The following is a 24,341-nucleotide window of genomic DNA, read 5'->3' on the forward strand; positions in this document are numbered from 1 at the left end:
ACGCAGTTCAGGATAAGCCATGTCCGATCAGGACTCTCACCTTCCCGACCAGATCAATACCCGCGTTGCCGTTCGGGTTCGTGAGGAAATCGCAAAACGGCGAATTTCGCGCCAGCTTTTGGCCGATGAAGCGCGGATCAGTCTTTCGACATTGGAAAAGGCGCTGTCGGGCCACAGGCCCTTCACGCTCGCAACGATCATCCGGCTCGAACAGGCAATGGGCGTCGCCCTGCGCGAGCAGGCGGGTGAAGCTCCCGTTCAACTGACCAGAAATGGCAACAGCCACGCAGCGGAAGAACTGGGGGCCTATTCGCGCGCCTCGGTTTCATGGCTCGAAGGCGATTATCTCACCTTGCGTCCATCCTTCGGCGAGGACAAGGCGCTCTTCGCCTACATCACGGAAATCGGTTGGGATTTCGACGCCGGGCATCTCAATTTTCGTGAGCGGGAACGTTCCGACGTTTCGTTCTCGCAACAGGGAGCGGTTTCCGTTCCGCATCTTTCGGGGCACATCTATCTGGTCACGAATACGTCCGGCCAACATCGCATGGCCGTCCTCTCTCGCCCCAGCATCACGGGTGAAATGTTTGGTATCCTGACGACATTGCGGGCCGGGCAGGGCGCACATCTAACACCCGTTTCGACGCCGCTTGCGCTCGTGCCGATGCGGCAATTCACCAGCCCCTCATTCGGGCGTATACGCGCGGACGATCACTCCTTCGCCGACTATGCGGCGATCCTGCGCAAGACCCTGAACGACGGCTATGCAGGTTTCGTGGCCGGGTGAGCCGCATTCTCGCTTTTGATTTCCGCGAGCAGCCAGTCCCGAAAAGCAGATACAGCCGGAGTGCTCGAACGAGCCTTCGGCGTCACAAAGTAATAGCTGCTCGGGCTTCTGACCGTATGCGGGCAGGCGACCACAAGCTGTCCGTTCTCGATTTCAGCCCGTATGAGGAAGAGCGGCATCAGTGCCACGCCCAGACCGGCTATGCAGGCCTGCGAGACATTTGAAAACTGCTCGAAACGCATCCCCGGGGAAACCGGGGCGGCGATATCGAGGCTCTTGAACCAATGATCCCATGCGCCGGGGCGTGACGCCATGTTGAACAGAGGGAGCGGCAGAAGATCGGTCGGCGCCTGCACGGGATGTTGCTGGAGAAAAGCGGGACTGCACACAGGCGCCACTGTTTCATCCATCAGGAAGACACTGTCGGCATTGGGCCAGTCCGGCTGGCCGATATGGATCGCCGCATCCAGCCCTTCGCGATCAAAGTCGAACTGGCCGATACGGGTCGCAAAATTCAGGATGATATCCGGATATTTCGCCACGAAACGCGGTATGCGCGGTATCAGCCAGCGTGTCCCGAATGTCGGCAGGAAGGCCAGATTGAGCGTGGTGCCGCGCATCTGCGACATGACTTGCAGTGAGGCGGCCCGAATGGACGCGAGCGCCGGCCCCACTACCTTGAGATAGGCGCGTCCGGCATCCGACAACACCACATGACGACTGGTGCGGTCGAAAAGTGCCGTTCCTAGCTGTTCTTCAAGCGTTGCAATCTGTCGGCTCACCGCGCCTTGCGTTAGCGACAACTCCTCGGCCGCAGCCGAAAAGCTCTCATGCCGCGCAACGGCATCGAAGGCGGCAAGCGCACTGGTGGAAGGAAGCAGGCGTCGAGAGATCGAAGTCATGATCCATTACTAAATGGAATAGATCGATGAGTAAACGTCGATTGCACCGAACTGCGGCACGGTCCATATTTCCTGCAAATTTTCATTGAGGAGAATACACTGATGTCACGTGCGGCTTTTAGCTGGGAAGACCCGTTTCTGCTGGATGACCAGCTGAACGAAGACGAGCGCATGATCCGCGACTCGGCCAAGGCTTTCGCAACGGATGTTCTGCTGCCTCGTGTCGAAAAGGCCTATCTGGATGAGACGACCGATCCTGAACTCTTCCGTCTCATGGGGCAGGCTGGACTTCTGGGCGTGACGCTTCCTGAAGAATACGGCGCGGCCAATGCAGGCTATGTGTCCTATGGTCTGGTTGCGCGTGAAGTCGAGCGGGTCGATTCCGGTTATCGCTCCATGATGAGCGTGCAATCGTCGCTCGTGATGTATCCGATTTACGCCTATGGCTCCGAGGAACAGCGCAAGAAATATCTTCCGGGCCTCGTCTCCGGCGAACTGATCGGCTGCTTCGGTTTGACCGAACCTGATGCGGGCTCCGACCCGGCAGGCATGAAGACCCGGGCGGAAAAGATCGACGGCGGCTATCGTCTCAGCGGCTCCAAGATGTGGATTTCGAACTCGCCGATTGCCGACGTTTTCGTCGTCTGGGCCAAGTCTGCCGCGCACGACAACGCCATTCGCGGCTTCGTTCTCGAAAAGGGCATGAAGGGCCTTTCCGCGCCGAAGATCGGCGGCAAGCTTTCGCTGCGTGCATCGATCACCGGCGAAATCGTCATGAATGGCGTCGAAGTTTCGGAAGATGCGCTTCTGCCGAATGTCTCCGGCCTCAAGGGTCCGTTCGGCTGCCTCAATCGCGCTCGTTATGGCATTTCCTGGGGCGTGCTGGGTGCGGCGGAAGATTGCTGGTTTCGTGCGCGTCAATACGGCCTTGACCGCAAGCAGTTCGACAAGCCGCTTGCAGGCACGCAGCTTTATCAGAAGAAGCTCGCCGACATGCAGACCGAGATTGCGCTTGGCCTTCAGGCATCCTTGCGCGTCGGTCGCCTGTTCGACGAAGGAAAGATGGCGCCGGAAATGATCTCCATCGTCAAGCGCAACAATTGCGGCAAGGCGCTGGATATCGCCCGTCAGGCACGCGACATGCACGGCGGCAACGGTATCCAGATCGAGTACCACGTCATGCGTCACGCGCAGAATCTGGAAACGGTAAATACCTATGAAGGCACGCATGACGTTCATGCGTTGATCCTGGGCCGCGCCCAGACCGGCATTCAGGCTTTCTTCTGATAGCTGTTAGAGCATTTCCTGTTTTTCATGAGTCGCTGGAAATGCTCTATCCATTTGTTTTTACGCATGTCTTTAACCCGAAACCGGTTCCTACTTTCGGGAGACATGCTCTAGCCAAGCCTTCCATTCGGGCCCGTTCGCAGTTCGCGGGCGGGCCTCTTTATTTTGTATGGGATTGCAGAAAATGCAGAACACACCGCTTGACGGTCTCAAGGTGGTAGAACTGGCGCGCATTCTTGCCGGGCCATGGGTGGGGCAGACGCTCTCCGATCTGGGAGCCGATGTCATCAAGGTTGAAAGCCCCGAGGGCGACGATACGCGCAAATGGGGCCCGCCTTTCATTGATGTGGAAGGCGAACGCTCTGCTGCTTATTTCCACGCCTGCAACCGCGGCAAGCGCTCGATCACGGCCGACTTCCGCACCGAAGAGGGCAGGGAACTGGTCCGCCAGCTCGTGGCTGACGCCGATGTCGTCATCGAAAACTTCAAGCTGGGCGGACTCGATAAATATGGCCTCGACTATGAGAGCCTGAAGGCCATCAATCCGCGCCTGATCTATTGCTCGATCACCGGTTTCGGCCATACAGGCCCGTATGCGGAACGCGCAGGCTACGATTTCATGATCCAGGGCATGGGCGGCATCATGGATCTGACCGGTGAACCGGACCGGGAGCCGCAGAAGATCGGTGTGGCTTTCGCCGACATTTTCACCGGCCTCTACAGCGTGATTGCAATTCAGTCGGCGCTCATCATGCGGGAGCGCACCGGCACCGGCCAGCATATCGATATGGCGCTGTTCGACTGCATGTCGGCGGTGCTTGCCAATCAGGCAATGAACTATCTGGCGTCCGGCATATCGCCGAAGCGCATGGGCAATGCGCATCCTAACATCGCGCCCTATCAGACGCTGCCGGTTTCCGATGGCTATTTCATCATCGCCTGCGGCAACGACGGACAGTTCGGAAAACTGACTTCATTGCTCGGTGTCGGTGATATCGCTACCGACGAGCGCTTCGTCAGCAATTCGGCGCGCGTGGCCAACCGGGCGACCCTGACGGCGTTTCTGGAAGAAAAGACCCGAGCGTGGAAGCGTGACGACCTTCTGGCCGAGCTTGCCAGAATCGGCGTGCCTGCCGGCCCGATCAACACGGTGGCCGATGTGTTCGCAGACCCGCAATTCGAGGCGAGGGGGATGAAAATAGACCCGCAAGGCGTTCCCGGCCTGCGGATACCCATTCGCTTCTCTGATGCCGAACTGAAGCTCGACAACCGCTCCCCGAAGCTTGGCGAACACAGCGACGCGATCCTCTCGGAGATCGGAAAAGGCTGAACGAAGACCCGAAACTTTATCGGCGCGCTCTTCCTTGCAGGGCGCGTTTTCGTTTGCAATCCATTGAAGAGAAGTGAAGTCTCTAATCAAGAAACGACTTTAACCCCTTGCGGGGAAAGTATTTTAAATTGTTCTTGAGAGAAGATGGTGCGGTCGAGAAGACTCGAACTTCCACGGGTTGCCCCACAGCGACCTCAACGCTGCGCGTCTACCAATTCCGCCACGACCGCCCGTGGTAGGAGCCGAACTCCGTCGGCGAGTGGGCATTTAGCAAATCACTTTGGGGTGCACAAGCCCCATCTGCATCTTCCGGCAATCTTTTTGAAAAAGAATGTGAAAAAGCTTGTGCTCAATCACGACAGAAGCGGAGGAAACTCCGAATTTCCGGGCTTTTTCAAAGACTTCCACAAATCAGAAAAATTTCTGAAAAACGTCATCAAGCGGATGCGCGGCGGTCAGCGACCAAGCTCAAGGGAGCAACGGGAAGCGAATCCGGTGAATCCGATTCCCCCGGATTCGTTTCGGCTGTCGAAAATCAGCCAGCGATGCCCTGCAGGCGCTTGATATCCTCAAGGCGCTTCAGCGTTTCTGTATATCCGGCGTCGATCGCTTCGGATGCGCGATGGAAATCGGCAAGCCCGATCTGTCCCACGATCGGCATCAGCGTGACGTCCGGCGGGTCGCCAGCCATGCGGGCGCGCGATATACGATCCTGAATGATGTTGAAGGCTTCCATCATCACGCCGGTAATGCCGAGCCGTGCTTCCTTCTCGCCATGGATTGCGTCGGTAAGACTGTCCTGCCGGGTTTGCGCGTGTTTGATGACCGCCGCGCGACCATACTGGTCGTAGTGGAGGTTGACCGCCAGAACGAGGCGCTGCTCATAAGCCCTGCATACGGATACCGGCACGGGATTGACCAGTGCGCCGTCGACCAGCACACGTTCCTGCCAGCGCACAGGCTCGAAAACGCCGGGCAGGGCGTAGGAGGCGCGCATCGCTTCCACCAGAGGGCCGGAGGACAGCCAGATTTCATGCCCAGTGCGCAACTCGGTGCAGATCGCAACAAAGGGACGATCCAGTTCCTCGATGCGCAGGCCATCCAGATGCTCACGCAGTCGACCGTCCAGTTTCATGCCGCCGAACAACCCGCTGCCGCGAAATGTAATGTCGAGAAGATTGAACATGCGCCGCCGGGTAAGGCTGCGGGCGAACTCTTCCAGCTCGTCCAGCTTTCCGGCCAGATAACAGCCGCCAACAAGCGCGCCGATCGACGTGCCGGCGATCATCTCGATATCGATATTGGCTTCGTCCAGCGCGCGCAGCACGCCGATATGGGCCCAGCCGCGTGCAGCGCCACCGCCCAGCGCCAGGGCTATCCGGCGCGGGTCTCGCTTGATTTCAGGCTTTTCAGCGGGTTCTTCTGCTGGCAGAGCAAGGTCGTTATTCGCAGCCTTCCGCTTCTGCCCCCATGCAAGCATCACGATGGACACCTCTTCGTTTCCACCCGAAGCACTTCCGGCAAAAGAGCCCGGTAAAAGGGCAAACGGTTTGCGTCAGGAAATGCACAGGCAAATAGCTAAAACGATTCCGACAGTTCCGTTTGGCGGGAACAGCTTCACGTTAGTGAAACATAGTATCCAAAGAATAAATGCTGCGAATTGATGGCGCGACTCATATTCGCGCCATCACATCCTTTTGACCGGGGTTAGTGCCCGTGATCGCAAGAGCCTTCAACGGCCAGGGAAATATCGCCATTCTCGGCAATAACCTGCCGATAGAAGCAGGAGCGGCGTCCTGTGTGGCAGGTTGGTCCATCGCCTGCAACGCGTACTTTCAGCCAGAGCGCGTCCTGATCGCAATCGGTGCGCAACTCGACCACGCTTTGCAGGTTGCCCGACGTCTCGCCCTTCTTCCAGAGCGTGGAACGCGAGCGTGACCAGTAATGCGCAATTCCCGTTTCGAGGGTGAGCCGCAGCGCTTCCTCATTCATATGGGCGACCATCAGCAATTCGCCGTCACGCGCATCGGTAACGACAGCGGTGATGAGGCCCGATGCATCGAAGCGCGGCATGAATGTCGCGCCTTCTTCTATGGCCTTCTTGTCGGAAGGCTGTGTGGGAAAGAAGCTCATTTCAGCCGCTTATCTGCGGGTCAGGGTCATGAAGCGAACCTGCTCCTCCGCATTTACCTGCATTTCGCCGGTAAAAGTGGTGGTGATGGTTGTCGAACCCTGCTTGCGGATGCCGCGCATGGCCATGCACATATGCTCCGCCTCGATCATGACGGCAACGCCGCGAGGCTTCAGAATGCGCTGGATACTGTCGGCGATCTGCGCAGTGATGCTTTCCTGCGTCTGCAGGCGGCGCGCGAAAATATCCACGACGCGGGCAATCTTGGAAAGGCCAACCACCTTGTGGTCGGGCAGATAGGCGACATGGGCCTTGCCGATGATCGGCACCATATGGTGCTCGCAATGCGAATGGAACGAAATGTCCTTTACGAGGACGAGATCGTTATAGCCGCCGACTTCCTCGAAAACCGTACCGAGGACTTCTTCCGGGCTTTCCGTATAGCCTGCGAACAGTTCCTTATAAGCCTTTGCCACACGCTTCGGCGTTTCCAGAAGGCCTTCGCGCTCCGGGTCGTCTCCAGCCCAAAGCAAAAGCGTGCGTACCGCCGCTTCCGCATCGGCCTGCGTCGGCTTGCCATGCAAAAGAGTTACATCTGCCTGCTTGTTCGGCAGGCCGGATTCGTCATCTTCTTTGAGGATGCGAGCGTCCATCAGTATTCTCCAGTAGTCTCCTTCAAGGAGGAGACGAGTTAAACGGACAATACAACGATACGCTTTGCGAGCGGGCGATGTATTGATCCGGCGCTTACGGTCACCGGACAGGTTTTCGTGCGACTGCCCCCGGGGTCTGTGCTATTGTTACCCATGGCGCAGACGCTACTTGCCTATTATATAGACAATAAATTGCAACTTCAAACCGCAGCCGGGCGACAAATTTATGTTTTTCTCCGGCACGGCGGAAGGTCGCCTCGATGATCGATGATATTTACAACAAACGCATCCTGGAATTCGCCGGAAACATGGAGCGCCTTGGGCGTCTTCCCGAACCGGACGCGGTTGCCAAGGTGCATTCCAAGCTGTGCGGTTCGACCGTTACCGTCTATCTGAAAATGGCGGATGGCGTCGTGACGGATTTCGCGCATGAGGTGAAGGCCTGCGCGCTTGGACAGGCTTCTTCCTCCGTCATGGCGCGCAATATCATCGGCGCTTCCGCGGAGGAACTGAAAGCCGTTCGCGATGAAATGTACAAGATGCTCAAGGAAGAAGGCCCTGCACCGGAAGGACGCTTTGCCGATCTGAAATATTTCGAGCCGGTGCGCGAATACAAGGCGCGCCATGCCTCCACGCTGCTGACCTTCGATGCGGTTGTCGATTGCATCCGGCAGATAGAGGAGAAGGCCAAAGCTGCCTGATGTGTTCCTGCGGCAAGGATCATGGGGGCGAGGGGCCGCCAAAACGGTATAGCAGGAACTTTACCGATCCTTGGCGCAAGACGCCGGGAAGGCTGATCGGCACGGCATTCGTACGATTCTATCAGGTGACATTATCGTCCCTCATCGGCAATTCCTGCCGGCATTTGCCGACCTGTTCCGAATATGCCTACGAAGCCATCGCACGTCACGGACTGTGGAGCGGCGGATGGATGGGGCTGTTTCGCGTCATGCGCTGCGGGCCATTCGGCACACACGGATTCGATCCCGTACCCCGGACGCTCCCCAATGAATTGAAATGGTATCTGCCCTGGCGCTACTGGCGGTGCTCATCACCGCACGGAGATTTCTGACAGTTTTTTGTTAGCTGATTATAATTCATTAAGGATATCAACGTTTCATTGAGAATTGAAATTTAAGGCAGTGCTGTGGTCTTTTTCGGGCCGCAATTTGCCTGCATGTCCCCCTCGGCGTTCATATTCCTGCGAGCTGTTATGCTGAAATCATCGTCCCGCCTTTCGCGTCTCATTGCATCCTTTGCGCTTGGTGCAGGTGTGCTTTGTACATCCGCGTCCATGGCGAGCACCTCCTGGGTGGTTTTCGATGCCGATAGCGGACGGATTCTCGGTCAGGACGACGCCAATATTCAGCATGCGCCTGCTTCGCTGGCGAAAATGATGACGCTTTATCTCGCTTTTGAGGCGCTCAAGACCGGCAGGCTGCATTGGGACGATGCAATGCCCATTTCGAAGAACGCCGCATCCAAGGTCCGCATGAAGCTTTGGCTGAAGCCGGGCGAAACCATCACCGTGCACGATGCCATCTATGGCATGATCGTCATATCGGCCAATGATGCGGCAACGGTAATGGGCGAGTATATGGCGGGATCTGAAGCCGCTTTCGGTCGCCTGATGACGCAGCGGGCGCGCCAGATCGGCATGAAGAGCACCTTCTTCGTCAATCCTTCGGGTCTGACTGCCAAGGCCACACAGCTTACCACCGCCCGCGACATGGCAATTCTCGGCATGAGCCTGCGTCGCGACTTTCCGGAACAATATGCGCTTTTTTCCACGCGCTCCTTCACGTTCCGCAATCGTGTCCTGAACGGTCACAACACCCTGATGTACCGCTATCAGGGCGTGGATGGCATCAAGACCGGCTATACGGACGTGTCCGGCTATAATCTCGTTTCCTCGGCTATCATCAACGACAAGCATCTTGTCGGCGTTGTTCTTGGCGCCGGATCGGCGCGGCAGCGCGACGATCAGATGGCGAAGCTTCTGACACGGTTCAGCACCGAAGGCGCCGAAACCAAGGGGCAACTCGTCGCAATGGCCAAGCCGCAGCCTGTCGCGAAGCAAACAGCCGCAGCCCAGCCCAAAGCCGACGCTGTCGCCGGGCTGATCGACGATTCGCGCATAGAGCAGGGCGATGGCGGATTCCTGATCGCCTCTGCCGCTGGCGCATCTGCCTGGACAATCCAGCTTGGCGCTCCGCCGACGCTAGACGGCGCAAAGCAACTGCTGGCCAAGTATCGGCCTGCGGTCGACAAGGTCGCGCCGGGTCTGAAGGCTGAAATTTCTCCGGCCGAAAAGCGTCGCAAGGTCTATCGCGCGCGTTTCTCCGGCTTCAAGGATTCGGCCTCCGCCGAAAAGGCATGCGCTCAGCTGAAGCAGCAGAAGATTGACTGCCTGCCGATCCGGAACTGATTTATTCTTTTCGACGTCGATAAGCGCGGCCTGACTCTGTCAGCGTGTCGCGCTTTACTGACCGGGCGAAAAAGACTAGAACCCAACCTTCATTTCATACGCATGAACCCCACCCGCAATCGTTGGCGGGACTGGATAAGGATGACTAGAATGTCGAATACCGTTTCCATGCAATTTCCCGATGGCTCTGTGCGTGAATACGATGCGTCGATGACCGGCGCCGGCCTCGCGGAATCGATTTCCAAATCACTTGCCAAAAAAGCTGTTGCCTACGCCGTCGATGGCACCGTGCGCGATCTTTCCGATCCCCTCGGCGCTTCCGGCAAGGTCGAGATTCTGACCCGCGAAGACCCGCGCGCGCTCGAACTGATCCGCCACGACACGGCGCACGTTCTGGCAGAAGCCGTGCAGGAGCTCTTTCCGGGCACGCAGGTTACCATCGGTCCTGTCATCGAAAACGGCTTCTATTACGACTTCGCGCGCAATGAACCGTTCACGCCCGACGATCTTCCGGTGATCGAAAAGAAAATGCGTGAGATCATCCAGCGCAACAAGCCGTTCACCAAGGAAATCTGGTCACGCGAAAAGGCCAAGCAGGTTTTTGCCGACAAGGGCGAAAACTACAAGGTGGAACTGGTTGACGCCATTCCGGCCGGGCAGGATCTCAAGATCTATTATCAGGGCGACTGGTTCGACCTCTGCCGCGGTCCGCACATGGCCTCCACAGGCCAGATCGGCAATTCCTTCAAGCTGATGAAGGTTGCCGGCGCCTATTGGCGCGGCGATGCCAACAATCCAATGCTGACCCGCATCTATGGCACTGCCTTTGCGAACGATAACGATCTTCAGGCCTATCTCCATATGCTTGAAGAAGCCGAAAAGCGCGATCACCGTCGCCTTGGCCGTGAAATGGACCTGTTCCATTTCCAGGAAGAAGGGCCGGGCGTCGTGTTCTGGCACGCCAAGGGCTGGAAGATGTTCCAGAATCTGGTGAGCTATATGCGCCGCCGCCTCGACAGCCACGGCTATCAGGAAGTGAACGCGCCGCAGGTGCTGGACAAGTCGCTGTGGGAAACCTCCGGTCACTGGGGCTGGTATCGCGACAACATGTTCAAGGTGACCGTCGCCGGGGATGAAACCGACGATGATCGCGTGTTCGCGTTGAAACCGATGAATTGCCCCGGCCATGTGCAGATATTCAAGCACGGCCTGAAATCCTATCGCGATCTGCCGATCAAGCTTGCTGAATTCGGCAATGTGCATCGCTACGAACCGTCCGGCGCATTGCATGGGCTGATGCGTGTGCGCGGCTTTACGCAGGACGATGCGCATATCTTCTGCACCGAAGAGCAGATGGCGGCGGAGTGCCTGCGCATCAACGATCTCATCCTGTCGGTCTACAAGGATTTCGGCTTCGAGGAAATCACCATCAAGCTGTCCACCCGTCCTGAAAAGCGCGTGGGGTCGGACGAACTATGGGATCGTGCAGAAAGCGTGATGATGTCGGTGCTGGATCAGATCCAGCAGCAGTCCAACAACATCAAGACCGGCGTCCTGCCGGGCGAGGGCGCGTTCTACGGGCCGAAGTTCGAATATACGCTGAAGGACGCCATTGGTCGTGAATGGCAGTGCGGCACCACGCAGGTCGATTTCAACCTGCCGGAACGCTTCGGTGCTTTCTATATCGACAAGGATTCAGAAAAGCGCCAGCCGGTGATGATCCACCGCGCGATCTGCGGTTCAATGGAACGCTTTCTGGGCATTCTGATCGAGAACTTCGCCGGTCACATGCCGTTGTGGTTCGCGCCGGTGCAGGTTGTCGTTGCCACGATCACCTCGGACGCCGATGAATATGCCGCACAGGCTGCCGCAAAGCTGAAGGCCGCCGGATTGCAGGTCGCAACCGATCTGCGCAACGAGAAGATCAATTACAAGGTTCGTGAGCACTCGTTGCAGAAGGTTCCAGTCATCCTGGTTTGCGGCAAGCGCGAGGCGGAAGAAAACACCGTCAATATGCGCCGTCTCGGTTCCCGGGATCAGGAATCGATGACGCTCGACGAAGCGATCGCGCGCCTTGTGGAAGAGGCAACGCCGCCTGATCTGCTGCGTCTGAAGAATGGCAATTGATGATAAAAAGGCCGCGCACTGCGCGGCCTTTGATTTTTTAAGGCGGAAAGAGTCTAATCCATACTGTCCTGAGCAGGTTCGGATTCGCCATTGGCGACGACTTCAACTTCCTCGTTCTTGCCGGACGACACCTTGAAATCACGCTGATAAATGCGGTCCTTGTTCTTGGCGACCGCAACATAATCGCCTTCGATGAGAACCATTGATGAATAGGCACCGGCGCTTTCACGCACCACATCGCCGGAAGCGTTGAGGATAGACCAGGATGTGTCGGCGAGTGCTTCGCCGCCGCGCTCGCGCACAAGCTTCAACGTCACTTCCGCAGCACGATGCTGAACAGTCGCTTCGGTCAGTTTTCCGGCTTCCACCCGAATATCCGCACGGATGATGGCGTTCGCCGAACCATAATTGGAAACAACGTGATAGGTGCCGCTGTTGAGGCGGATGATCGTGTTCGGCTTGACGTCGGGGACGATCAGCGAACGGTCACTATTATCCTCGTCGGCATAAATCGAGAAACGCAGGAGATCATTGTTGATCTTGCCGCCATCGGGCAGGATAGCGCTAAGCTTCATCCCACCGGCATCCAGCATCATCACTTCATGGCGCGTCGCATTTCCAACCGTGATCCGCTTTGTGGCACCCGCGCGCCCATAGGCGACATGCACGAGATAGCTGCCTTCGGGCAGGTTGAAAACCGCGCCGCCGCCCTGGGCGCTCGCGATAAGCGGCAATTGGCCATCAGCTCCGACATCGGGCGAGAATACGCGCCAGACAAGCCCTGCCGGGATGTCTCCGCCGTCCTCACTCAGTCGCGCCTTGAGATCGAGTTCGCGCGTCTGGGCGAGCGGATTGTTCTCGGGGCTCGAGGGGGAGGCGTAATTATTCAGCGTCGGGAGATTGAGCGCCGGTTGCGGCAAGTCGGGCAGGCCGGTCGTCGTGGTCTGCAATTGCGGAATATGTGTCTGCGGATCGAGGCCCTGAGCCAACGATGGCACTGCACTGACGGCAAGCATGATCGCTGATAGGAGCGATCCTCTCCCGAGGGCTGTTTTTCTCTTTGAATAAAGCAGGTTCAAGCAATCCGACATGCTGTATTTTTGAGCCCATGCGGGTGGCGAATTCAAGGCCAAATCGCTTTCGGAGCCCGCATTTTTGCAAATTCCTGCAATTGTTCCAACCTTGAATTTTGACTTTACAGTTCGGGTGCAACGGGCGAGAAGAGGCAGCCCCAAATAAGTGGAGCGATATAAGCAGCATTGTAGTGATGAGGTTATCCGTGGCCCACCCGGTATTCGATTTTCTGGCGCAGCGCAGTTCCACCCCGATTTCGGCGATTACCGAACCGGCACCCGAGGGCGAGGAACTGGCAACACTGCTGAAAGTCGCCGCGCGCGTGCCGGACCACGGACGTCTGACGCCGTGGCGCTTCATCCTCTATCGAGGCGATGCACGTGTCAGGGTTGGCGAGTATCTGGCCCGGCGTGCCGAAGAAATTGAAGGCCCGCTTCCGGAAGGTCGCAAGGAAAAAGAGCTGACGCGCTTTTCTCGCGCGCCGCTCGTCGTTGGCGTCGTATCGTCACCCGTCGCCCACGAGCGCATTCCGGAATGGGAACAGTTTCTGTCCGCCGGGGCTGTAGCGATGAACCTTTGCACCGCTGCCAATGCGCTCGGATACGCTACCAACTGGATCACAAACTGGTATGCCGACGACGCGCCCGCCCGCGCATTTCTGGGGCTGGCGCCCCATGAACGCGTTGCCGGGTTCGTTCATGTCGGATCGGCAGCAAACAAGATGCCGGAACGCCCGAGAGCAGATATGGACAAGATCGTATCGGAATATTCCGGCCCGTGGGAGCAAGCCTAGAATCGGCTTTAACAACCATTGCTAATCAACGGACAGGCTTATGTTTTACGAACCGAAGGAAGGGCACCCGCTGCCCCATAATCCGTTCAAGGCGATCGTGGCCCCGCGCCCTATTGGCTGGATAGGGACGCAATCGAAGGAGGGCGCGGTCAATCTCGCGCCCTATTCCTTCTTCAACGCGATCTGCGACACCCCGCCCATGGTCATGTTTTCCTCGAACGGTGCGAAGGACAGCGTTTCGTTCATCGAGCAGACCGGTGAGTTCACTGCAAACCTGGTGAGCGATCATTTGAGAACGCAGATGAATGCGTCATCCGTCAACGCCCCGCGCGGCGTCAGCGAGTTCGACTACGCGGGTCTCACCAGGGCAGCAAGCAGGCTTATCGCAGCACCGCGCGTCAAGGAAGCCTACGCCGCGCTTGAATGCGTTGCGGTGGAGATCAAGCGATTGCAGGATAAAGAGGGCAGGCTGACCGACAATTACATGGTGATTGGCGAAGTCGTCGGCGTCCATATCGATGAACAGGTCTTGACCGATGGTCTCATCGATATTGCCAAGACCAGACCTGTCAGCAGGCTGGGCTACATGGATTTTTCCACGACGGAAAGCGTCTACCAGATGTTCCGACCAAAATGGGAAGACAAGAAATAGGCGTCATCAGAGCATGATTCCGGAGAGTGGGAGCCCGCCTTCAGGCAAAAGCTTTGAGGGGGGCGATCCAACCTGACAGAACCCCGCTCTAAAGGCCCTTTTTCTTCGCTTCACCCCAGATTGCTTCCATTTCGTCGAGGGTAGCAGCGTCGAGATCGCTACCGGCTTCACCGAGTGTCTTTTCGATGAAATGGAACCGCCGCTTGAACTTTTCATTGGCGGCGACAAGTGCGGTTTCTGCGTCGATTTCGAGATGGCGGCCAAGATTGACCATGGCAAACAGCAGGTCGCCATATTCCTCTTCGATATTTCCGCGTTCCCGTGCCGCCATTGCTTCCTTGAGCTCTGCGGTTTCTTCGGCGATCTTGTCGAGAATCGGTGCCGCTTCAGACCAGTCGAATCCGACTTTCGCAGCTTTCTGCTGAAGTTTCAGGGCGCGCAGCAGGGCGGGGAAGGCTTGTGGAATATCATCCAGGAAGCCGTTCTTTTCCGTCGTTTCAAGTCCAAGTTTGGAGCGCCGCTCGGCCCGTTCGGCCTTTTCTTCCGCCTTGATGCGGTTCCACGACCCCTTGGCCATGCCGGCACTTCTGGCTTCGGCGTCACCAAAAACGTGCGGATGCCGCCTGATCATCTTATGCGTGATGGCTTCGACAACATCGCCGAATGCAAAGCTGCCCTGTTCCTCGGCCATGCGCGAATGAAACACCACCTGCAACAGCAGGTCGCCAAGCTCTTCACGCAGATCGTCCATATCGTTGCGCTCTATGGCATCGAGGACCTCATAAGTTTCCTCGAGCGTATAGGGCATGATGGATTCGAAACTCTGTTCCACATCCCACGGACAGCCGGTTTCGGGGTCGCGAAGCGCTGCCATGATTTCCAGCAAGCGATCAATATTGCGGGAAGGTTTCATCTTCGCTCCATCAAACTTGGCTAATCCGTGTCTGTCAATTCGAGAGAATCGTGCCGGATGGCTTGAAGTCTGTTACTGATTTTGCATAGTCAGCCGGGGATCGCACATCGGGGCGGTATGTTCAACAAGCGGATACATAAACGATGACAATTCTTGTGACTGGCGGTGCCGGCTATATTGGTTCGCACACCTGCGTTCAGCTCATCGAGGCAGGCCACGACGTCGTTGTGGTCGATAATTTTGATAACAGCCACCCGGAAGCCCTGCATCGCATCGAACAGATTACCGGGCGCACGCCACGCCGTGAAGCCGGTGATATTCGTGACCGCGCCTTTCTGGAACAGGTGATCCGGCATCACAAATGCACCGCCGTCATTCACTTCGCCGGTCTGAAGGCTGTGGGGGAATCGAGCGAAAAGCCGATGCTCTATTATGATTGCAACGTGGTCGGGACACTCCGACTGTTGCAAGCCATGGAGGCCACAGGCGTCAAAACGCTGGTTTTCAGTTCGTCCGCCACTGTTTATGGCGATCCGCAGAAACTACCTATCACCGAAGATCAGCCGCTGACGGCGACGAATCCCTACGGTCGCACCAAGCTCGTCATCGAAGACATGCTTCGCGATATTTATAATGGCGACAATAGCTGGAGGATTGCCATCCTGCGCTATTTCAACCCGGTTGGCGCGCATGAGAGCGGCCTGATCGGTGAAGACCCGAAAGGCATTCCGAACAATCTGATGCCGATCATCGCGCAGGTCGCGACCGGCCGCCGCGAGAAACTGAATGTCTGGGGCAATGACTATCCGACGCCTGATGGCACCGGTGTTCGCGACTATATCCATGTGGTCGATCTGGCTGCGGGGCATCTGAAAGCGCTCAAGAAGCTTGATGAGCCGCAGTGCTTCTCGGTCAATCTGGGCACGGGGCAGGGCTATAGCGTTCTCGATGTGGTCAAGGCCTTCGAGCATGTTTCCAACCGCGAGATCAAATATGAGATCGCACCGCGCCGTCCTGGCGACGTGGCGGAATGCTACGCCGATCCAACCTTTGCCCGCGACTTCCTCGGCTGGTCAGCGGAGAAGAACCTGCGCGAAATGTGCCAGGACATGTGGCATTGGCAATCGAAGAACCCCAACGGCTACGAATGAACCGGACAGGGCCGAATTAGTTCATAGTTCGGGCCCGCTCTTGAAATTGCGAGCTGTTTCCGGACATCGGGGGGATTGCAACTCCTCCCGAGACTTTTGAAATGCCGCGAGATTGGACGATATGATGCGTTTCCTGCCTGACAAATTCACCAGCATGCTGATCGTGACCATCCTGTTTGCGTCCGTGTTACCCGTACATGGTGAATTTGCGGAATGGTTTGCACTGGCGACGAAATTTGCTGTCGGGCTCCTGTTCTTCCTGCATGGTGCCCGGCTGTCGCGAGAGGCTGTCGTTGCAGGCATAACGCACTGGAGACTGCATCTGGCGGTGCTCTCATCGACGTTCATCCTGTTTCCTATCCTCGGTCTGGCGGCGGGATGGTCCGTTCCTGGACTGTCGCAGTCCGCCTTTTTTACAGGCATCCTCTTTCTTTGCGTTCTGCCTTCGACGGTCCAGTCGTCGATCGCCTTCACCTCAATTGCGGGCGGCAACGTTTCGGCGGCAATCGTGTCGGCGTCAGCGTCAAACATTTTCGGCATGTTTCTCACACCGTTGCTGGTCGGCCTGTTGTTTGCAGTCAAAGGCGGCGGTGGAATATCGGTCGACGCGCTTGAATCCATCCTGCTGCAACTGCTGGCGCCATTCGTGCTCGGGCAGATTCTGCAACCCTGGATCGGGAGTTTCATGCGGCGCCACGGCAAGGCGCTCGGTTTCGTCGATCGCGGCTCGATCCTGATGGTGGTCTATCTGGCTTTCAGCGAGGCTGTGGTTGAAGGCCTTTGGCGTACCGTTTCCTGGGACGATCTTGGCATGATGGTAGGCGTCAATATCGTCCTGCTGGCCGCCGTGCTGCTTGCGACCTGGTACGGAAGCAAATGGCTGGGCTTCAACCGGCCCGACCGCATTACGATCATGTTCTGCGGCTCGAAGAAGAGCCTCGCCAGCGGCGCACCAATGGCGAGCGCCATTTTCGCGGGTGCGAATGTCGGCAGCATCGTTTTACCCCTAATGCTCTTTCACCAGATACAGCTCATGGCCTGCGCAGTGATCGCCAGAAAACTGGCCGATCATAAAGATCACGACGAACGTATTGCGGCTGCCGCGGAGTAGGGCGCTCTTCTATTTTTCCGGAAATAGAAACGTCGTTACGAAGCGGGCGCCCCATTTAGGCCCGTCCGACGGTGCTTCGGCATAATACCGCGCAGAAACACCGAGGCTGACCCGTTGTTCTCCGAACTTGAAAACCTTCGATATGCCCGCGTTGATTGGCACGGTCCACTGCTCCGAGGTCCAGTCATAGGAGGATTCCGACGAAAGGCTCAGCGCTGTCGTATCGGGAAAAGTACAGGTGAGAAACGGCTGGACAAAGCTCTGGCTGACAGCCTCACGGTCGCTGTGCCCGGCATAGGACCATATATGGTTGGCGAGTGCGCCATAGGTCCAGCCGCCATGCTGCTTGAGGATGACGCCTGTGGGGCCTGCCCCCCATTTTCCGGTGCCAAGCTCGCTGCTGGTGGCGGTCGGCCACAGAAACACGGGGCCAACGCCCCAGGTTATACCGTCCAGAGATTGCGCCGGCGAAAGAAAGAAACTCTGTTCTGTGTCGCTCAGACCAAAACGACTGTCGAAACCGGCCGCTGGAGCCTCCTGATAGACGACAGGCACAATTGTGCGGACGATAAGGTTCCAGTCCTCATTCAGCGAAAACGGAATGACGGGCTGAATGTTGAGTGAATATCGGTAAGCATCCTTGGGGCCGAAGCAGCAGTCGTAATTCTGCTGGAAAGGAACACTGATGAGGCTTGAAATGGGGTTGGCGAGTTTTTTGGCCAGTTCCTGTTCTGCATCAGCGCGAGCGAGATGGATACTAGCGGCAACAGCAGCCAGAAAGACCAATAATTTCAAAATTGAACTGCGCACCTGAGCCTCATTACAGTTAAATGATATAATGATGTAAATGCCCGTAAAGTATCATGACGCTACCATTACGATTTTATATTTCCATCGATTATTTTTCCCAATGGAAATTATAAACAATATTAGATTTATCTGTTTTATTTAAAACGGAAACAAACCTTTCCATAATGCGCTTGCGAGTGCAATTGGATCGGCGTAGGAGAACGGGCAGGGGCTGGCTCCGCGATTACGGGATTCCGGCCTTCAAATATTCTAACGAAATGTGCGCAATCGTTGCGCTGTCTTTGCACGTGCGCAGTGCAAGGCGGAGAAGGCAGAAATCAATGGCAAAGAACGATGCCCAGGCTTTTGATCAGGAAGCACTAGCAGAAGCCTATAACCGGGCTCTCGCTCTGGAAAAGGCTGGCGATTTCGATGCTGCCGCCAAGGCATATGAGGATGTGCTGCGCATCGATCCTGATGACCATGGCGGCGCTGCCGTGCGGCTTGCGAGCATGGGACGCGGCGCTGTGCCGTTAAAGGCGCCGGATGCCTATGTGTCCACGCTCTTCGATCAGCACGCCGAAATGTTCGATACGATCCTTGTAGACCAGCTAGGTTATGACGTTCCGCTGCAGCTGCGCGAAATGCTCCTTGAACTGGACGACGAGTTTTTCGCAGAACGCATGCTTGATCTCGGCTGCGGCACCGGTTTGTCCGCCGACGCGCTCGACGACATGGCCGGACATAAGACGGGCGTCGATATTTCTGAAAACATGATCGAAGTCGCTTACGAGAAAGGCGATTATCAGGCGCTGTTTGTCGGCGAAGCCGTACGCTTTCTCGAGACCACCAACGAACCGCAATGGGACCTGATCGTCGCCACCGATGTCCTGCCATATATGGGCGAACTCGACAAATTCTTCGCGGGCGTTGCCGCGCATCTGTCGTCAGGCGGACATTTCGGCTTTTCAAGCGAGACACTGGACGATGCGCGACTTGCCGGACGCGCATTCATGGTCGGTGATTATCAGCGCTTTGCACACGCACAATCCTATGTGCGTGCGATGCTCGACAACCATGATATGGACTGCGTGCGCTGCGAGGATATTGTCGTTCGCAGCGAACAGGGAGCGCCGGTTCCAGGACATCTCTATATCGCGCGGCGCCGCTGATTTTCACGCTGGCTACATGTCCTCGAAAGCAAGGGCAGCTTTCATAGTGGCATCGGCTTCGAGGTCAGGTTCTCACGCAGGCTTCACATCGGATAGTTCCATAATCTATCTTATGCAATCGCTGTATGTAGCCGGGGTGAGTTCCAGCTCGAAATGCGACTTGCAGATGAGCTGCCTTTTGCGTCGCGCGCTTTGTACCGATCGACCGTGCACCTGCCCGCTCTGCGTCGTTGATTTCAATCATTCCCTAGAATCGCGGACCATGGGAGACACGGCGGGGTTCACAGCCGTCCGTTTTGGCTTCTAAGACCAAAGCATGCGTGTACTGCTCGTCCATATGCGCTAATACGCAGGCGGTGCCGTGACCGCAAATCGAACGGTGGCAGTATCCGGCGTTGGACGCAGCGAGCGCCATTTCCGGCTCAAGCCCGGAATGGCGAGGAAGGTAGTTTTAAAGATGTTGGAAGCACGTATTCGCAACACTTCGCTTCGGGACAAGATCATTACCGCGGAGCAGGCCGCGAGCCTGATTAAAGACGGCATGGTCGTCGGCATGAGCGGTTTCACCCGCGCTGGCGATGCCAAGGCCGTGCCGGTCGCCATGGCTGCGCGCGCTGCGACAGACCCTTTCAAGATCACGCTGATTACCGGTGCATCGCTTGGTCACGATGTCGACAAGCTGCTCACCGAAGCCCATGTGCTTTCGCGGCGCATGCCATTTCAGGTCGACAGAACCCTTCGGGCCGCCATCAATCGCGGCGAAGTGATGTTCATCGACCAGCATCTTTCCGAAACCGTCGAGCAATTGCGCTCCAACCAGATCGGCCCCATTGATTATGCCGTCGTTGAAGCGCTTGCCATAACCGAGAGCGGCGGGATCATTCCCACGACATCGATCGGCAATTCCGCGAGCTTTGCCATTCTGGCCGAAAAGGTCATCGTGGAAGTGAACCTCAACCAGTCCATGGCGCTTGAAGGTCTGCACGACATCTATATCCCAACGAAGCGCCCTTCCCGCGACCCGATACCGGTCACGGCCTGCGACAGCCGCGTCGGCCTGCCCTACATTCCGATCCCGCCGGAAAAGATCGCGGGCATCGTCATCACGAAGGAGAATGACAGCGCATCGACCGTCGAACCGGCCGACAGTGAAACCATCGCCATCGCTGGCCATCTCATCGAATTTCTGATGCAGGAAGTAGCTGCCGGGCGTCTGGACCTGACGCTCAATCCGCTTCAGGCGGGTATAGGCACCATTGCCAATGCAGTCTTGAACGGTTTTGCCGACAGCCCGTTTCACAATCTGCGCATGTATAGCGAAGTGTTGCAGGATAGCACCTTCGATCTCTTCGATGCCGGAAAGCTGGACTTTGCATCGGGATCGTCCATCACGCTCAGCCCCGCTTGCGGAGAGCGCGTGTTCAACAATATCGACCGTTACCGCGACAAGCTCATTCTGCGTCCGCAGGAGATCAGCAATCATCCGGAAGTCATCCGTCGTCTCGGCATTATCGGCATCAATACCGCGCTGGAATTCGACATTTACGGCAATGTGAACTCCACGCACGTGGACGGCACCCATATGATGAATGGCATCGGCGGTTCAGGCGACTTCGCCCGCAACGCCTTCATTTCGATCTTCGTGACCAAATCCGAAGCCAAGAATGGCGCCATATCGTCCGTCGTACCGATGGTTACGCATGTCGATCACACAGAACATGACGTGGATATTATCGTGACCGAGCAGGGCCTTGCAGACCTGCGCGGCCTCGCTCCGCGCGAAAGGGCGCGCGCGATCATAGACAACTGCGCGCATCCGGACTATCGCGACCAGCTTAACGATTATTTCGACCGGGCCTGTGCGCGTGGGGGACATACCCCTCACCTGATCGAAGAAGCTTTCAGCTGGCATCAGCGCCGTCGCGAAACGGGCAGCATGCGCAAATGACGAGTTGGAAACTCCAGAACTGAACAGCGCGTTGCGTTTTAAGTTCTTGCTTATAAAGCGGAACCTTCTTTTTCTTGGAACGTTAACCGGCACATTGTTTTTGGATTGGAAACGATGTGCCGGCAGCGAGGGCCCTGCTCTTTCTTCCGGTTAGAACGGCTCAACCGGACGACGCGGAGGAACGGTCGTCGGGTGGGCAATGCAACCCCAAGTTCCGGGAAGGATCAGACCGCCCATGTCCATCCTCATCAGCCTGCTGATAACAATTCTCGTTATCTTCCTCATACTTTATCTGATCAACATGCTGCCGTTGGACGCCAAGGTCAAACAGATCGCTCAAGTTATCGTGATCATTATCGGCATCATTTCGCTTCTGAAATATCTGGCGGTCTTCTGATTTAAAGCCTTCAGCAGCTACGATCCCGGAGTTTGTGGCTTTGCGCTACTCCGGGATCTTCCAAAACGCCTTGCGAGAGACGCTCCATACTTATATTAGCTATTGATGATTTATGTCTCGCCAGGATCGTTCTTTTAAACATAGTTGTGCTTATTTACATTTCTTCGTAATATATAACCATCACGCTACCTATGATTGTGTCATTAATGGCACTCATAAACAAAAAATTGTAGGGCGCGCATGGTGATACCTTTCCCCTCTCCGGCGTTCCTTTTATAAGGCCCGCAAAATATAGCCCGTTCATTCTGGGTTAAGGCGGGGTCGTTGATCATCCTCACTCAGGGTTGGGAGTGCGAGGGAATGAAGAAGACTGCTCTTGTGAAAGCAGCACTGATAACGCTGTCTGTCGTTGCGTTCTCGCTTGGGGCAACGTCGATAGTGGCTTTTTCCGCTGGCGCCACTCCTGGCATCATTGCGCTTAGCCTCAGCGCGGGCATTCCCGCAGCAACGGCCTTCCCCTCCCTTGCCTATATTTTCCACCAGCATGGGAAGCTGAAAGACGCTTATCTTCAGCTGGAGAGGGCTCATGTTGAACTGCAGGCACGGTCGCGGATCGATCACATGACCGGTCTTCTCAACCGTGAGGCGCTTTTTGAAGCCATGAAGATCAGCCGTTCCCGTATCGAAACCGGCACCCTGCTCGTTATCGATGCTGACCACTTCAAGGCGATCAACGATACGTTTGGCCACGGCGTCGGTGACCGCGCCTTGAAGCTGATCGCTTTCGCGCTTCAGAATGTGACGCGGAAGGGTGATCTGGTCGGCCGGATCGGCGGGGAGGAATTTTGCGTGTTCTTGCCGGGCGCAAGCGGAGAAACCGGCATGCGTGTTGCACAGCGTATACGCGCCGAAGTGGAAAACACACCGTTTCACACGACCGAGTATCAGGTCTATCCGTTGACGATCAGTATCGGTGTTGCATCCGCGCCGAAGAACGAGACGAACTCGCAGGTGCTAAGCCGCGCGGACCGTTGTCTCTATATGGCAAAGCAGCGCGGGCGCAATTGTGTGGTCTTCGATGAGGAAAGCGGACGTCTGGCCAGCGCGTCCATCGTTTCCATCGCGAGTGTACGGGAAGTGGCACGCGGTTAGAGCATTTCGAGCAAAAGTGTGAAACGTCTACGCGGGGAAATCAGTTCACTGGACTGATTTCTTATCCGCTTCGATGCGTTGGATAATGCGATAAAACAAATAGTTAGAACGGTTCCGGCGGTTCTGTTAGATCAGCAACCGCTCTAGCGCCAGCCCCTACTCCCAAGGTTCGATGACCTCTTCGGACCAACCAACCGGGACGAAACCCATTTTCTGGTAAAGCTGCAATGCGCGCGGACTGTCGAGCGTATTGGTATGGATCGTCACCTTTTGCGGTCCATGCGCCCAGGCCGCTGAAATAGCCTCGCTTAGAAAGAACTTGCCCAGCCCCCGCCCCTGAAAATCATCAATGAGACCGAAATAAAGGATTTCCGCGGTGGCGGGTAATACCGACAGGTCCAATTCGACAAAGCCCGCCGGACATCCTTCCGCATAAAGAACGTGGATTTCGGTGGTGTCGGCGTGGATCGCAGCCGCAACCTCTGCGTCCGTCTGAACGCGGCGCATCATCCAGTGATGCTTGCGCCCCACCCGTTCATAGAGATAGCGGTAATAATGGACGGGCATATCGCCCGCACGCATGATTGCCAGCCGGATACCGGAAGGTACCGGCACTGCGACAGCTTGACGGGCAGACATTTCCAGATGGGTGATGCGGGCAACCAGCTTTTCCGACATGCTTACTCGGCTTCACCAGTCACCACAGGCGTGTCCTGCCTGCTGCCCCATTCACTCCAGGAGCCATCGTAAAGGCGGTTTTCGGTATGACCGAGCGATGTGAGGGCCAGCGTGATGACCGCAGCCGTTACGCCCGATCCACAGCTTGTAACAACCGGCCTGGAAAGATCGATCCCGGCCTCATCGAAAATCCTGCGCAGGCTGTCCAGATCCTTGAGTTCGCCTTGTTCGGACAGAGTGCCGACGGGAACGTTGCGTGCGCCGGGCATATGGCCGGATCGCATTCCGGCGCGCGGTTCCGCATCGCGGCCTGTGAACCGTCCGGCAGCACGTGCATCGGCGACCTGCGAACGCCGTTCGTCCACGATATCGCGCATTTCGGCGAAATCGACCACCGCGTCCTTATTGAAGGATGGCGTGAAAAGCGTCGATGCAATCTTTGTGGCTTCATCGGTGACAGGATATCCGGCCTTTTTCCAGCCATCAAAGCCGCCATCGAGCACAAAGACATTCTTCACGCCCATGATACGGAACATCCACCAGACCCGGGGCGCGGAAAACATGCCCGGCCCGTCATAGACAACGACTGTCTCGTCGGCCGTAATCCCCATGGCGCCGACATGCTGGGCAAAAAGCTCGGCCGATGGCAGCGTGTGCGGCAGACCCGATTCCTTGTCGGCGATCTTGTCCTGATCGAAGAAAACCGCGCCCGGAATATGCGCCGCGTTGTATTCTTCCTGTCCATTGCGCCCAGCAGCCGGAAGATACCAGGATGCATCGACAATCGCGATGCCCGGCTTGCCGAGCCGTTCTTTCAACCAGTCACGCGAAACGACGAAAGCGCTTTTATCAGCCATGACAATCAC

25 protein-coding genes and 1 tRNA gene are annotated in these 24,341 nt (G+C 56.7%); 16 read left to right on the top strand and 10 right to left on the bottom strand.

Going from position 1 to position 24,341, the window contains the following annotated elements; all coding sequences use genetic code 11:
• Positions 1-19: 19 nt before the first annotated feature.
• Positions 20-787, top strand: a complete 768-nt coding sequence (locus tag OINT_RS05560; protein WP_006466804.1) for a helix-turn-helix domain-containing protein — start codon at positions 20-22, stop codon at positions 785-787.
• On the opposite strand, the gene OINT_RS05565 is transcribed toward OINT_RS05560, so the two are convergent.
• The gene (locus tag OINT_RS05565; RefSeq protein WP_006466805.1) at positions 763-1,689 is read right to left on the bottom strand and encodes a LysR family transcriptional regulator; all 927 of its coding nucleotides are present in this window, start codon (positions 1,687-1,689) and stop codon (positions 763-765) included. The genes OINT_RS05560 and OINT_RS05565 overlap by 25 nt on opposite strands.
• Before the next feature lie 102 nt (positions 1,690-1,791).
• On the opposite strand from OINT_RS05565, the gene OINT_RS05570 reads away from it, so the two are divergent.
• Both OINT_RS05570 and OINT_RS05575 read left to right on the top strand, forming a co-directional pair.
• Positions 1,792-2,976: an acyl-CoA dehydrogenase gene (locus OINT_RS05570; protein ID WP_006466806.1), complete on the top strand. Its 1,185-nt coding sequence runs from the start codon at positions 1,792-1,794 to the stop codon at positions 2,974-2,976.
• Positions 2,977-3,160: 184 nt separating this feature from the next.
• The gene (locus tag OINT_RS05575) at positions 3,161-4,306 is read left to right on the top strand and encodes a CaiB/BaiF CoA transferase family protein (protein WP_006470457.1); all 1,146 of its coding nucleotides are present in this window, start codon (positions 3,161-3,163) and stop codon (positions 4,304-4,306) included.
• Positions 4,307-4,451: 145 nt separating this feature from the next.
• Here OINT_RS05575 and OINT_RS05580 read toward each other — a convergent pair.
• A tRNA-Leu gene (locus OINT_RS05580) sits at positions 4,452-4,536 on the bottom strand.
• 91 nt (positions 4,537-4,627) lie between these two features.
• On the opposite strand from OINT_RS05580, the gene OINT_RS23795 reads away from it, so the two are divergent.
• Positions 4,628-4,870 carry a hypothetical protein gene (locus OINT_RS23795; protein WP_157796373.1) on the top strand — a complete coding sequence of 81 codons (243 nt, stop codon included), beginning with the start codon at positions 4,628-4,630 and terminating at the stop codon, positions 4,868-4,870.
• Here OINT_RS23795 and OINT_RS05590 read toward each other — a convergent pair.
• The 3 genes from OINT_RS05590 to folE all read right to left on the bottom strand — a co-directional run bounded on the left by OINT_RS05590 (position 4,842) and on the right by folE (position 7,090).
• Complete coding sequence (locus OINT_RS05590) at positions 4,842-5,789, bottom strand: patatin family protein (RefSeq protein ID WP_006470459.1); 948 nt, start codon at positions 5,787-5,789, stop codon at positions 4,842-4,844. The two genes, OINT_RS23795 and OINT_RS05590, sit on opposite strands and share 29 nt — an antisense overlap.
• Positions 5,790-6,013: 224 nt before the next feature.
• On the bottom strand, positions 6,014-6,439 hold the full coding sequence (gene hisI, locus OINT_RS05595) for a phosphoribosyl-AMP cyclohydrolase (protein ID WP_006466809.1): 426 nt from the start codon (positions 6,437-6,439) through the stop codon (positions 6,014-6,016).
• A gap of 9 nt (positions 6,440-6,448) precedes the next feature.
• On the bottom strand, positions 6,449-7,090 hold the full coding sequence (folE, locus tag OINT_RS05600) for a GTP cyclohydrolase I FolE (RefSeq protein WP_006466810.1): 642 nt from the start codon (positions 7,088-7,090) through the stop codon (positions 6,449-6,451).
• A gap of 260 nt (positions 7,091-7,350) precedes the next feature.
• Here folE and OINT_RS05605 point away from each other — a divergent pair, with 260 nt between their 5' ends.
• The 4 genes from OINT_RS05605 to thrS all read left to right on the top strand — a co-directional run bounded on the left by OINT_RS05605 (position 7,351) and on the right by thrS (position 11,645).
• Positions 7,351-7,791, top strand: a complete 441-nt coding sequence (locus OINT_RS05605) for an iron-sulfur cluster assembly scaffold protein (protein ID WP_006466811.1) — start codon at positions 7,351-7,353, stop codon at positions 7,789-7,791.
• Positions 7,791-8,162 carry a membrane protein insertion efficiency factor YidD gene (gene yidD, locus OINT_RS22825; protein WP_006470460.1) on the top strand — a complete coding sequence of 124 codons (372 nt, stop codon included), beginning with the start codon at positions 7,791-7,793 and terminating at the stop codon, positions 8,160-8,162. Before OINT_RS05605 ends, yidD begins: the two co-directional genes overlap by 1 nt.
• Before the next feature lie 141 nt (positions 8,163-8,303).
• On the top strand, positions 8,304-9,518 hold the full coding sequence (locus OINT_RS05610) for a D-alanyl-D-alanine carboxypeptidase (RefSeq protein ID WP_031352572.1): 1,215 nt from the start codon (positions 8,304-8,306) through the stop codon (positions 9,516-9,518).
• A 150-nt stretch (positions 9,519-9,668) separates the two neighbouring features.
• Positions 9,669-11,645: a threonine--tRNA ligase gene (thrS, locus tag OINT_RS05615; RefSeq protein ID WP_006470462.1), complete on the top strand. Its 1,977-nt coding sequence runs from the start codon at positions 9,669-9,671 to the stop codon at positions 11,643-11,645.
• A gap of 53 nt (positions 11,646-11,698) precedes the next feature.
• Here thrS and OINT_RS05620 read toward each other — a convergent pair whose 3' ends face one another.
• The gene (locus OINT_RS05620) at positions 11,699-12,661 is read right to left on the bottom strand and encodes a hypothetical protein (protein ID WP_006470463.1); all 963 of its coding nucleotides are present in this window, start codon (positions 12,659-12,661) and stop codon (positions 11,699-11,701) included.
• Between the two features lie 263 nt (positions 12,662-12,924).
• Here OINT_RS05620 and OINT_RS05625 point away from each other — a divergent pair, with 263 nt between their 5' ends.
• Both OINT_RS05625 and OINT_RS05630 read left to right on the top strand, forming a co-directional pair.
• Positions 12,925-13,512: a nitroreductase family protein gene (locus OINT_RS05625; RefSeq protein ID WP_006470464.1), complete on the top strand. Its 588-nt coding sequence runs from the start codon at positions 12,925-12,927 to the stop codon at positions 13,510-13,512.
• A gap of 40 nt (positions 13,513-13,552) precedes the next feature.
• Complete coding sequence (locus OINT_RS05630) at positions 13,553-14,164, top strand: flavin reductase family protein (protein ID WP_006466816.1); 612 nt, start codon at positions 13,553-13,555, stop codon at positions 14,162-14,164.
• An 88-nt stretch (positions 14,165-14,252) separates the two neighbouring features.
• Here the strand turns inward: OINT_RS05630 and mazG are convergent, their stop codons facing one another.
• Positions 14,253-15,077 (bottom strand): nucleoside triphosphate pyrophosphohydrolase, encoded by an 825-nt coding sequence (gene mazG / locus OINT_RS05635; RefSeq protein WP_006466817.1) that lies wholly within the window; start codon positions 15,075-15,077, stop codon positions 14,253-14,255.
• A 143-nt stretch (positions 15,078-15,220) separates the two neighbouring features.
• Between mazG and galE the strand changes: the two genes are divergently transcribed.
• Both galE and OINT_RS05645 read left to right on the top strand, forming a co-directional pair.
• Positions 15,221-16,228, top strand: coding sequence for a UDP-glucose 4-epimerase GalE (gene galE / locus OINT_RS05640; RefSeq protein WP_006466818.1), 1,008 nt, complete (start codon positions 15,221-15,223; stop codon positions 16,226-16,228).
• 124 nt (positions 16,229-16,352) lie between these two features.
• Positions 16,353-17,339, top strand: a complete 987-nt coding sequence (locus tag OINT_RS05645) for a bile acid:sodium symporter family protein (protein ID WP_031352573.1) — start codon at positions 16,353-16,355, stop codon at positions 17,337-17,339.
• A 9-nt stretch (positions 17,340-17,348) separates the two neighbouring features.
• Here the strand turns inward: OINT_RS05645 and OINT_RS05650 are convergent, their stop codons facing one another.
• Positions 17,349-18,149: a hypothetical protein gene (locus tag OINT_RS05650; protein WP_006466820.1), complete on the bottom strand. Its 801-nt coding sequence runs from the start codon at positions 18,147-18,149 to the stop codon at positions 17,349-17,351.
• 320 nt (positions 18,150-18,469) lie between these two features.
• Between OINT_RS05650 and OINT_RS05655 the strand changes: the two genes are divergently transcribed.
• From OINT_RS05655 to OINT_RS05665, 4 genes are all read left to right on the top strand, one after another.
• Positions 18,470-19,300, top strand: a complete 831-nt coding sequence (locus OINT_RS05655) for a class I SAM-dependent DNA methyltransferase (RefSeq protein WP_006470467.1) — start codon at positions 18,470-18,472, stop codon at positions 19,298-19,300.
• 457 nt (positions 19,301-19,757) lie between these two features.
• A complete protein-coding gene (locus tag OINT_RS05660; protein ID WP_006470468.1) occupies positions 19,758-21,248 on the top strand; it encodes an acetyl-CoA hydrolase/transferase family protein in 1,491 nt (496 codons plus the stop codon).
• Between the two features lie 235 nt (positions 21,249-21,483).
• On the top strand, positions 21,484-21,645 hold the full coding sequence (locus OINT_RS23370) for a Thivi_2564 family membrane protein (protein ID WP_006470469.1): 162 nt from the start codon (positions 21,484-21,486) through the stop codon (positions 21,643-21,645).
• A gap of 360 nt (positions 21,646-22,005) precedes the next feature.
• A complete protein-coding gene (locus tag OINT_RS05665; RefSeq protein ID WP_006470470.1) occupies positions 22,006-22,797 on the top strand; it encodes a GGDEF domain-containing protein in 792 nt (263 codons plus the stop codon).
• 156 nt (positions 22,798-22,953) lie between these two features.
• Here OINT_RS05665 and OINT_RS05670 read toward each other — a convergent pair whose 3' ends face one another.
• Positions 22,954-23,475, bottom strand: a complete 522-nt coding sequence (locus OINT_RS05670; protein ID WP_006466826.1) for a GNAT family N-acetyltransferase — start codon at positions 23,473-23,475, stop codon at positions 22,954-22,956.
• A 2-nt stretch (positions 23,476-23,477) separates the two neighbouring features.
• A complete protein-coding gene (sseA, locus tag OINT_RS05675) occupies positions 23,478-24,332 on the bottom strand; it encodes a 3-mercaptopyruvate sulfurtransferase (RefSeq protein ID WP_006470471.1) in 855 nt (284 codons plus the stop codon).
• Between the last annotated feature and the right edge of the window lie 9 nt (positions 24,333-24,341).

The organism is Brucella intermedia LMG 3301 (assembly GCF_000182645.1).
In the GTDB taxonomy this organism is placed as follows: Bacteria; Pseudomonadota; Alphaproteobacteria; order Rhizobiales; family Rhizobiaceae; genus Brucella; species Brucella intermedia.

Bases quoted from the DNA above. Each gene is read 5' to 3' on its own strand.
- OINT_RS05560 (WP_006466804.1), top strand. From the start codon at position 20: ATGTCCGATCAGGACTCTCACCTTCCCGACCAGATCAATACCCGCGTT.
- OINT_RS05565 (WP_006466805.1), bottom strand. From the start codon at position 1,689: ATGACTTCGATCTCTCGACGCCTGCTTCCTTCCACCAGTGCGCTTGCC.
- OINT_RS05570 (WP_006466806.1), top strand. From the start codon at position 1,792: ATGTCACGTGCGGCTTTTAGCTGGGAAGACCCGTTTCTGCTGGATGAC.
- OINT_RS05575 (WP_006470457.1), top strand. From the start codon at position 3,161: ATGCAGAACACACCGCTTGACGGTCTCAAGGTGGTAGAACTGGCGCGC.
- hisI (WP_006466809.1), bottom strand. From the start codon at position 6,439: ATGAGCTTCTTTCCCACACAGCCTTCCGACAAGAAGGCCATAGAAGAA.
- folE (WP_006466810.1), bottom strand. From the start codon at position 7,090: ATGGACGCTCGCATCCTCAAAGAAGATGACGAATCCGGCCTGCCGAAC.
- OINT_RS05605 (WP_006466811.1), top strand. From the start codon at position 7,351: ATGATCGATGATATTTACAACAAACGCATCCTGGAATTCGCCGGAAAC.
- yidD (WP_006470460.1), top strand. From the start codon at position 7,791: ATGTGTTCCTGCGGCAAGGATCATGGGGGCGAGGGGCCGCCAAAACGG.
- OINT_RS05610 (WP_031352572.1), top strand. From the start codon at position 8,304: ATGCTGAAATCATCGTCCCGCCTTTCGCGTCTCATTGCATCCTTTGCG.
- thrS (WP_006470462.1), top strand. From the start codon at position 9,669: ATGTCGAATACCGTTTCCATGCAATTTCCCGATGGCTCTGTGCGTGAA.
- OINT_RS05620 (WP_006470463.1), bottom strand. From the start codon at position 12,661: ATGCTTGCCGTCAGTGCAGTGCCATCGTTGGCTCAGGGCCTCGATCCG.
- OINT_RS05630 (WP_006466816.1), top strand. From the start codon at position 13,553: ATGTTTTACGAACCGAAGGAAGGGCACCCGCTGCCCCATAATCCGTTC.
- mazG (WP_006466817.1), bottom strand. From the start codon at position 15,077: ATGAAACCTTCCCGCAATATTGATCGCTTGCTGGAAATCATGGCAGCG.
- galE (WP_006466818.1), top strand. From the start codon at position 15,221: ATGACAATTCTTGTGACTGGCGGTGCCGGCTATATTGGTTCGCACACC.
- OINT_RS05645 (WP_031352573.1), top strand. From the start codon at position 16,353: ATGCGTTTCCTGCCTGACAAATTCACCAGCATGCTGATCGTGACCATC.
- OINT_RS05655 (WP_006470467.1), top strand. From the start codon at position 18,470: ATGGCAAAGAACGATGCCCAGGCTTTTGATCAGGAAGCACTAGCAGAA.
- OINT_RS05660 (WP_006470468.1), top strand. From the start codon at position 19,758: ATGTTGGAAGCACGTATTCGCAACACTTCGCTTCGGGACAAGATCATT.
- OINT_RS23370 (WP_006470469.1), top strand. From the start codon at position 21,484: ATGTCCATCCTCATCAGCCTGCTGATAACAATTCTCGTTATCTTCCTC.
- OINT_RS05665 (WP_006470470.1), top strand. From the start codon at position 22,006: ATGAAGAAGACTGCTCTTGTGAAAGCAGCACTGATAACGCTGTCTGTC.
- OINT_RS05670 (WP_006466826.1), bottom strand. From the start codon at position 23,475: ATGTCGGAAAAGCTGGTTGCCCGCATCACCCATCTGGAAATGTCTGCC.
- sseA (WP_006470471.1), bottom strand. From the start codon at position 24,332: ATGGCTGATAAAAGCGCTTTCGTCGTTTCGCGTGACTGGTTGAAAGAA.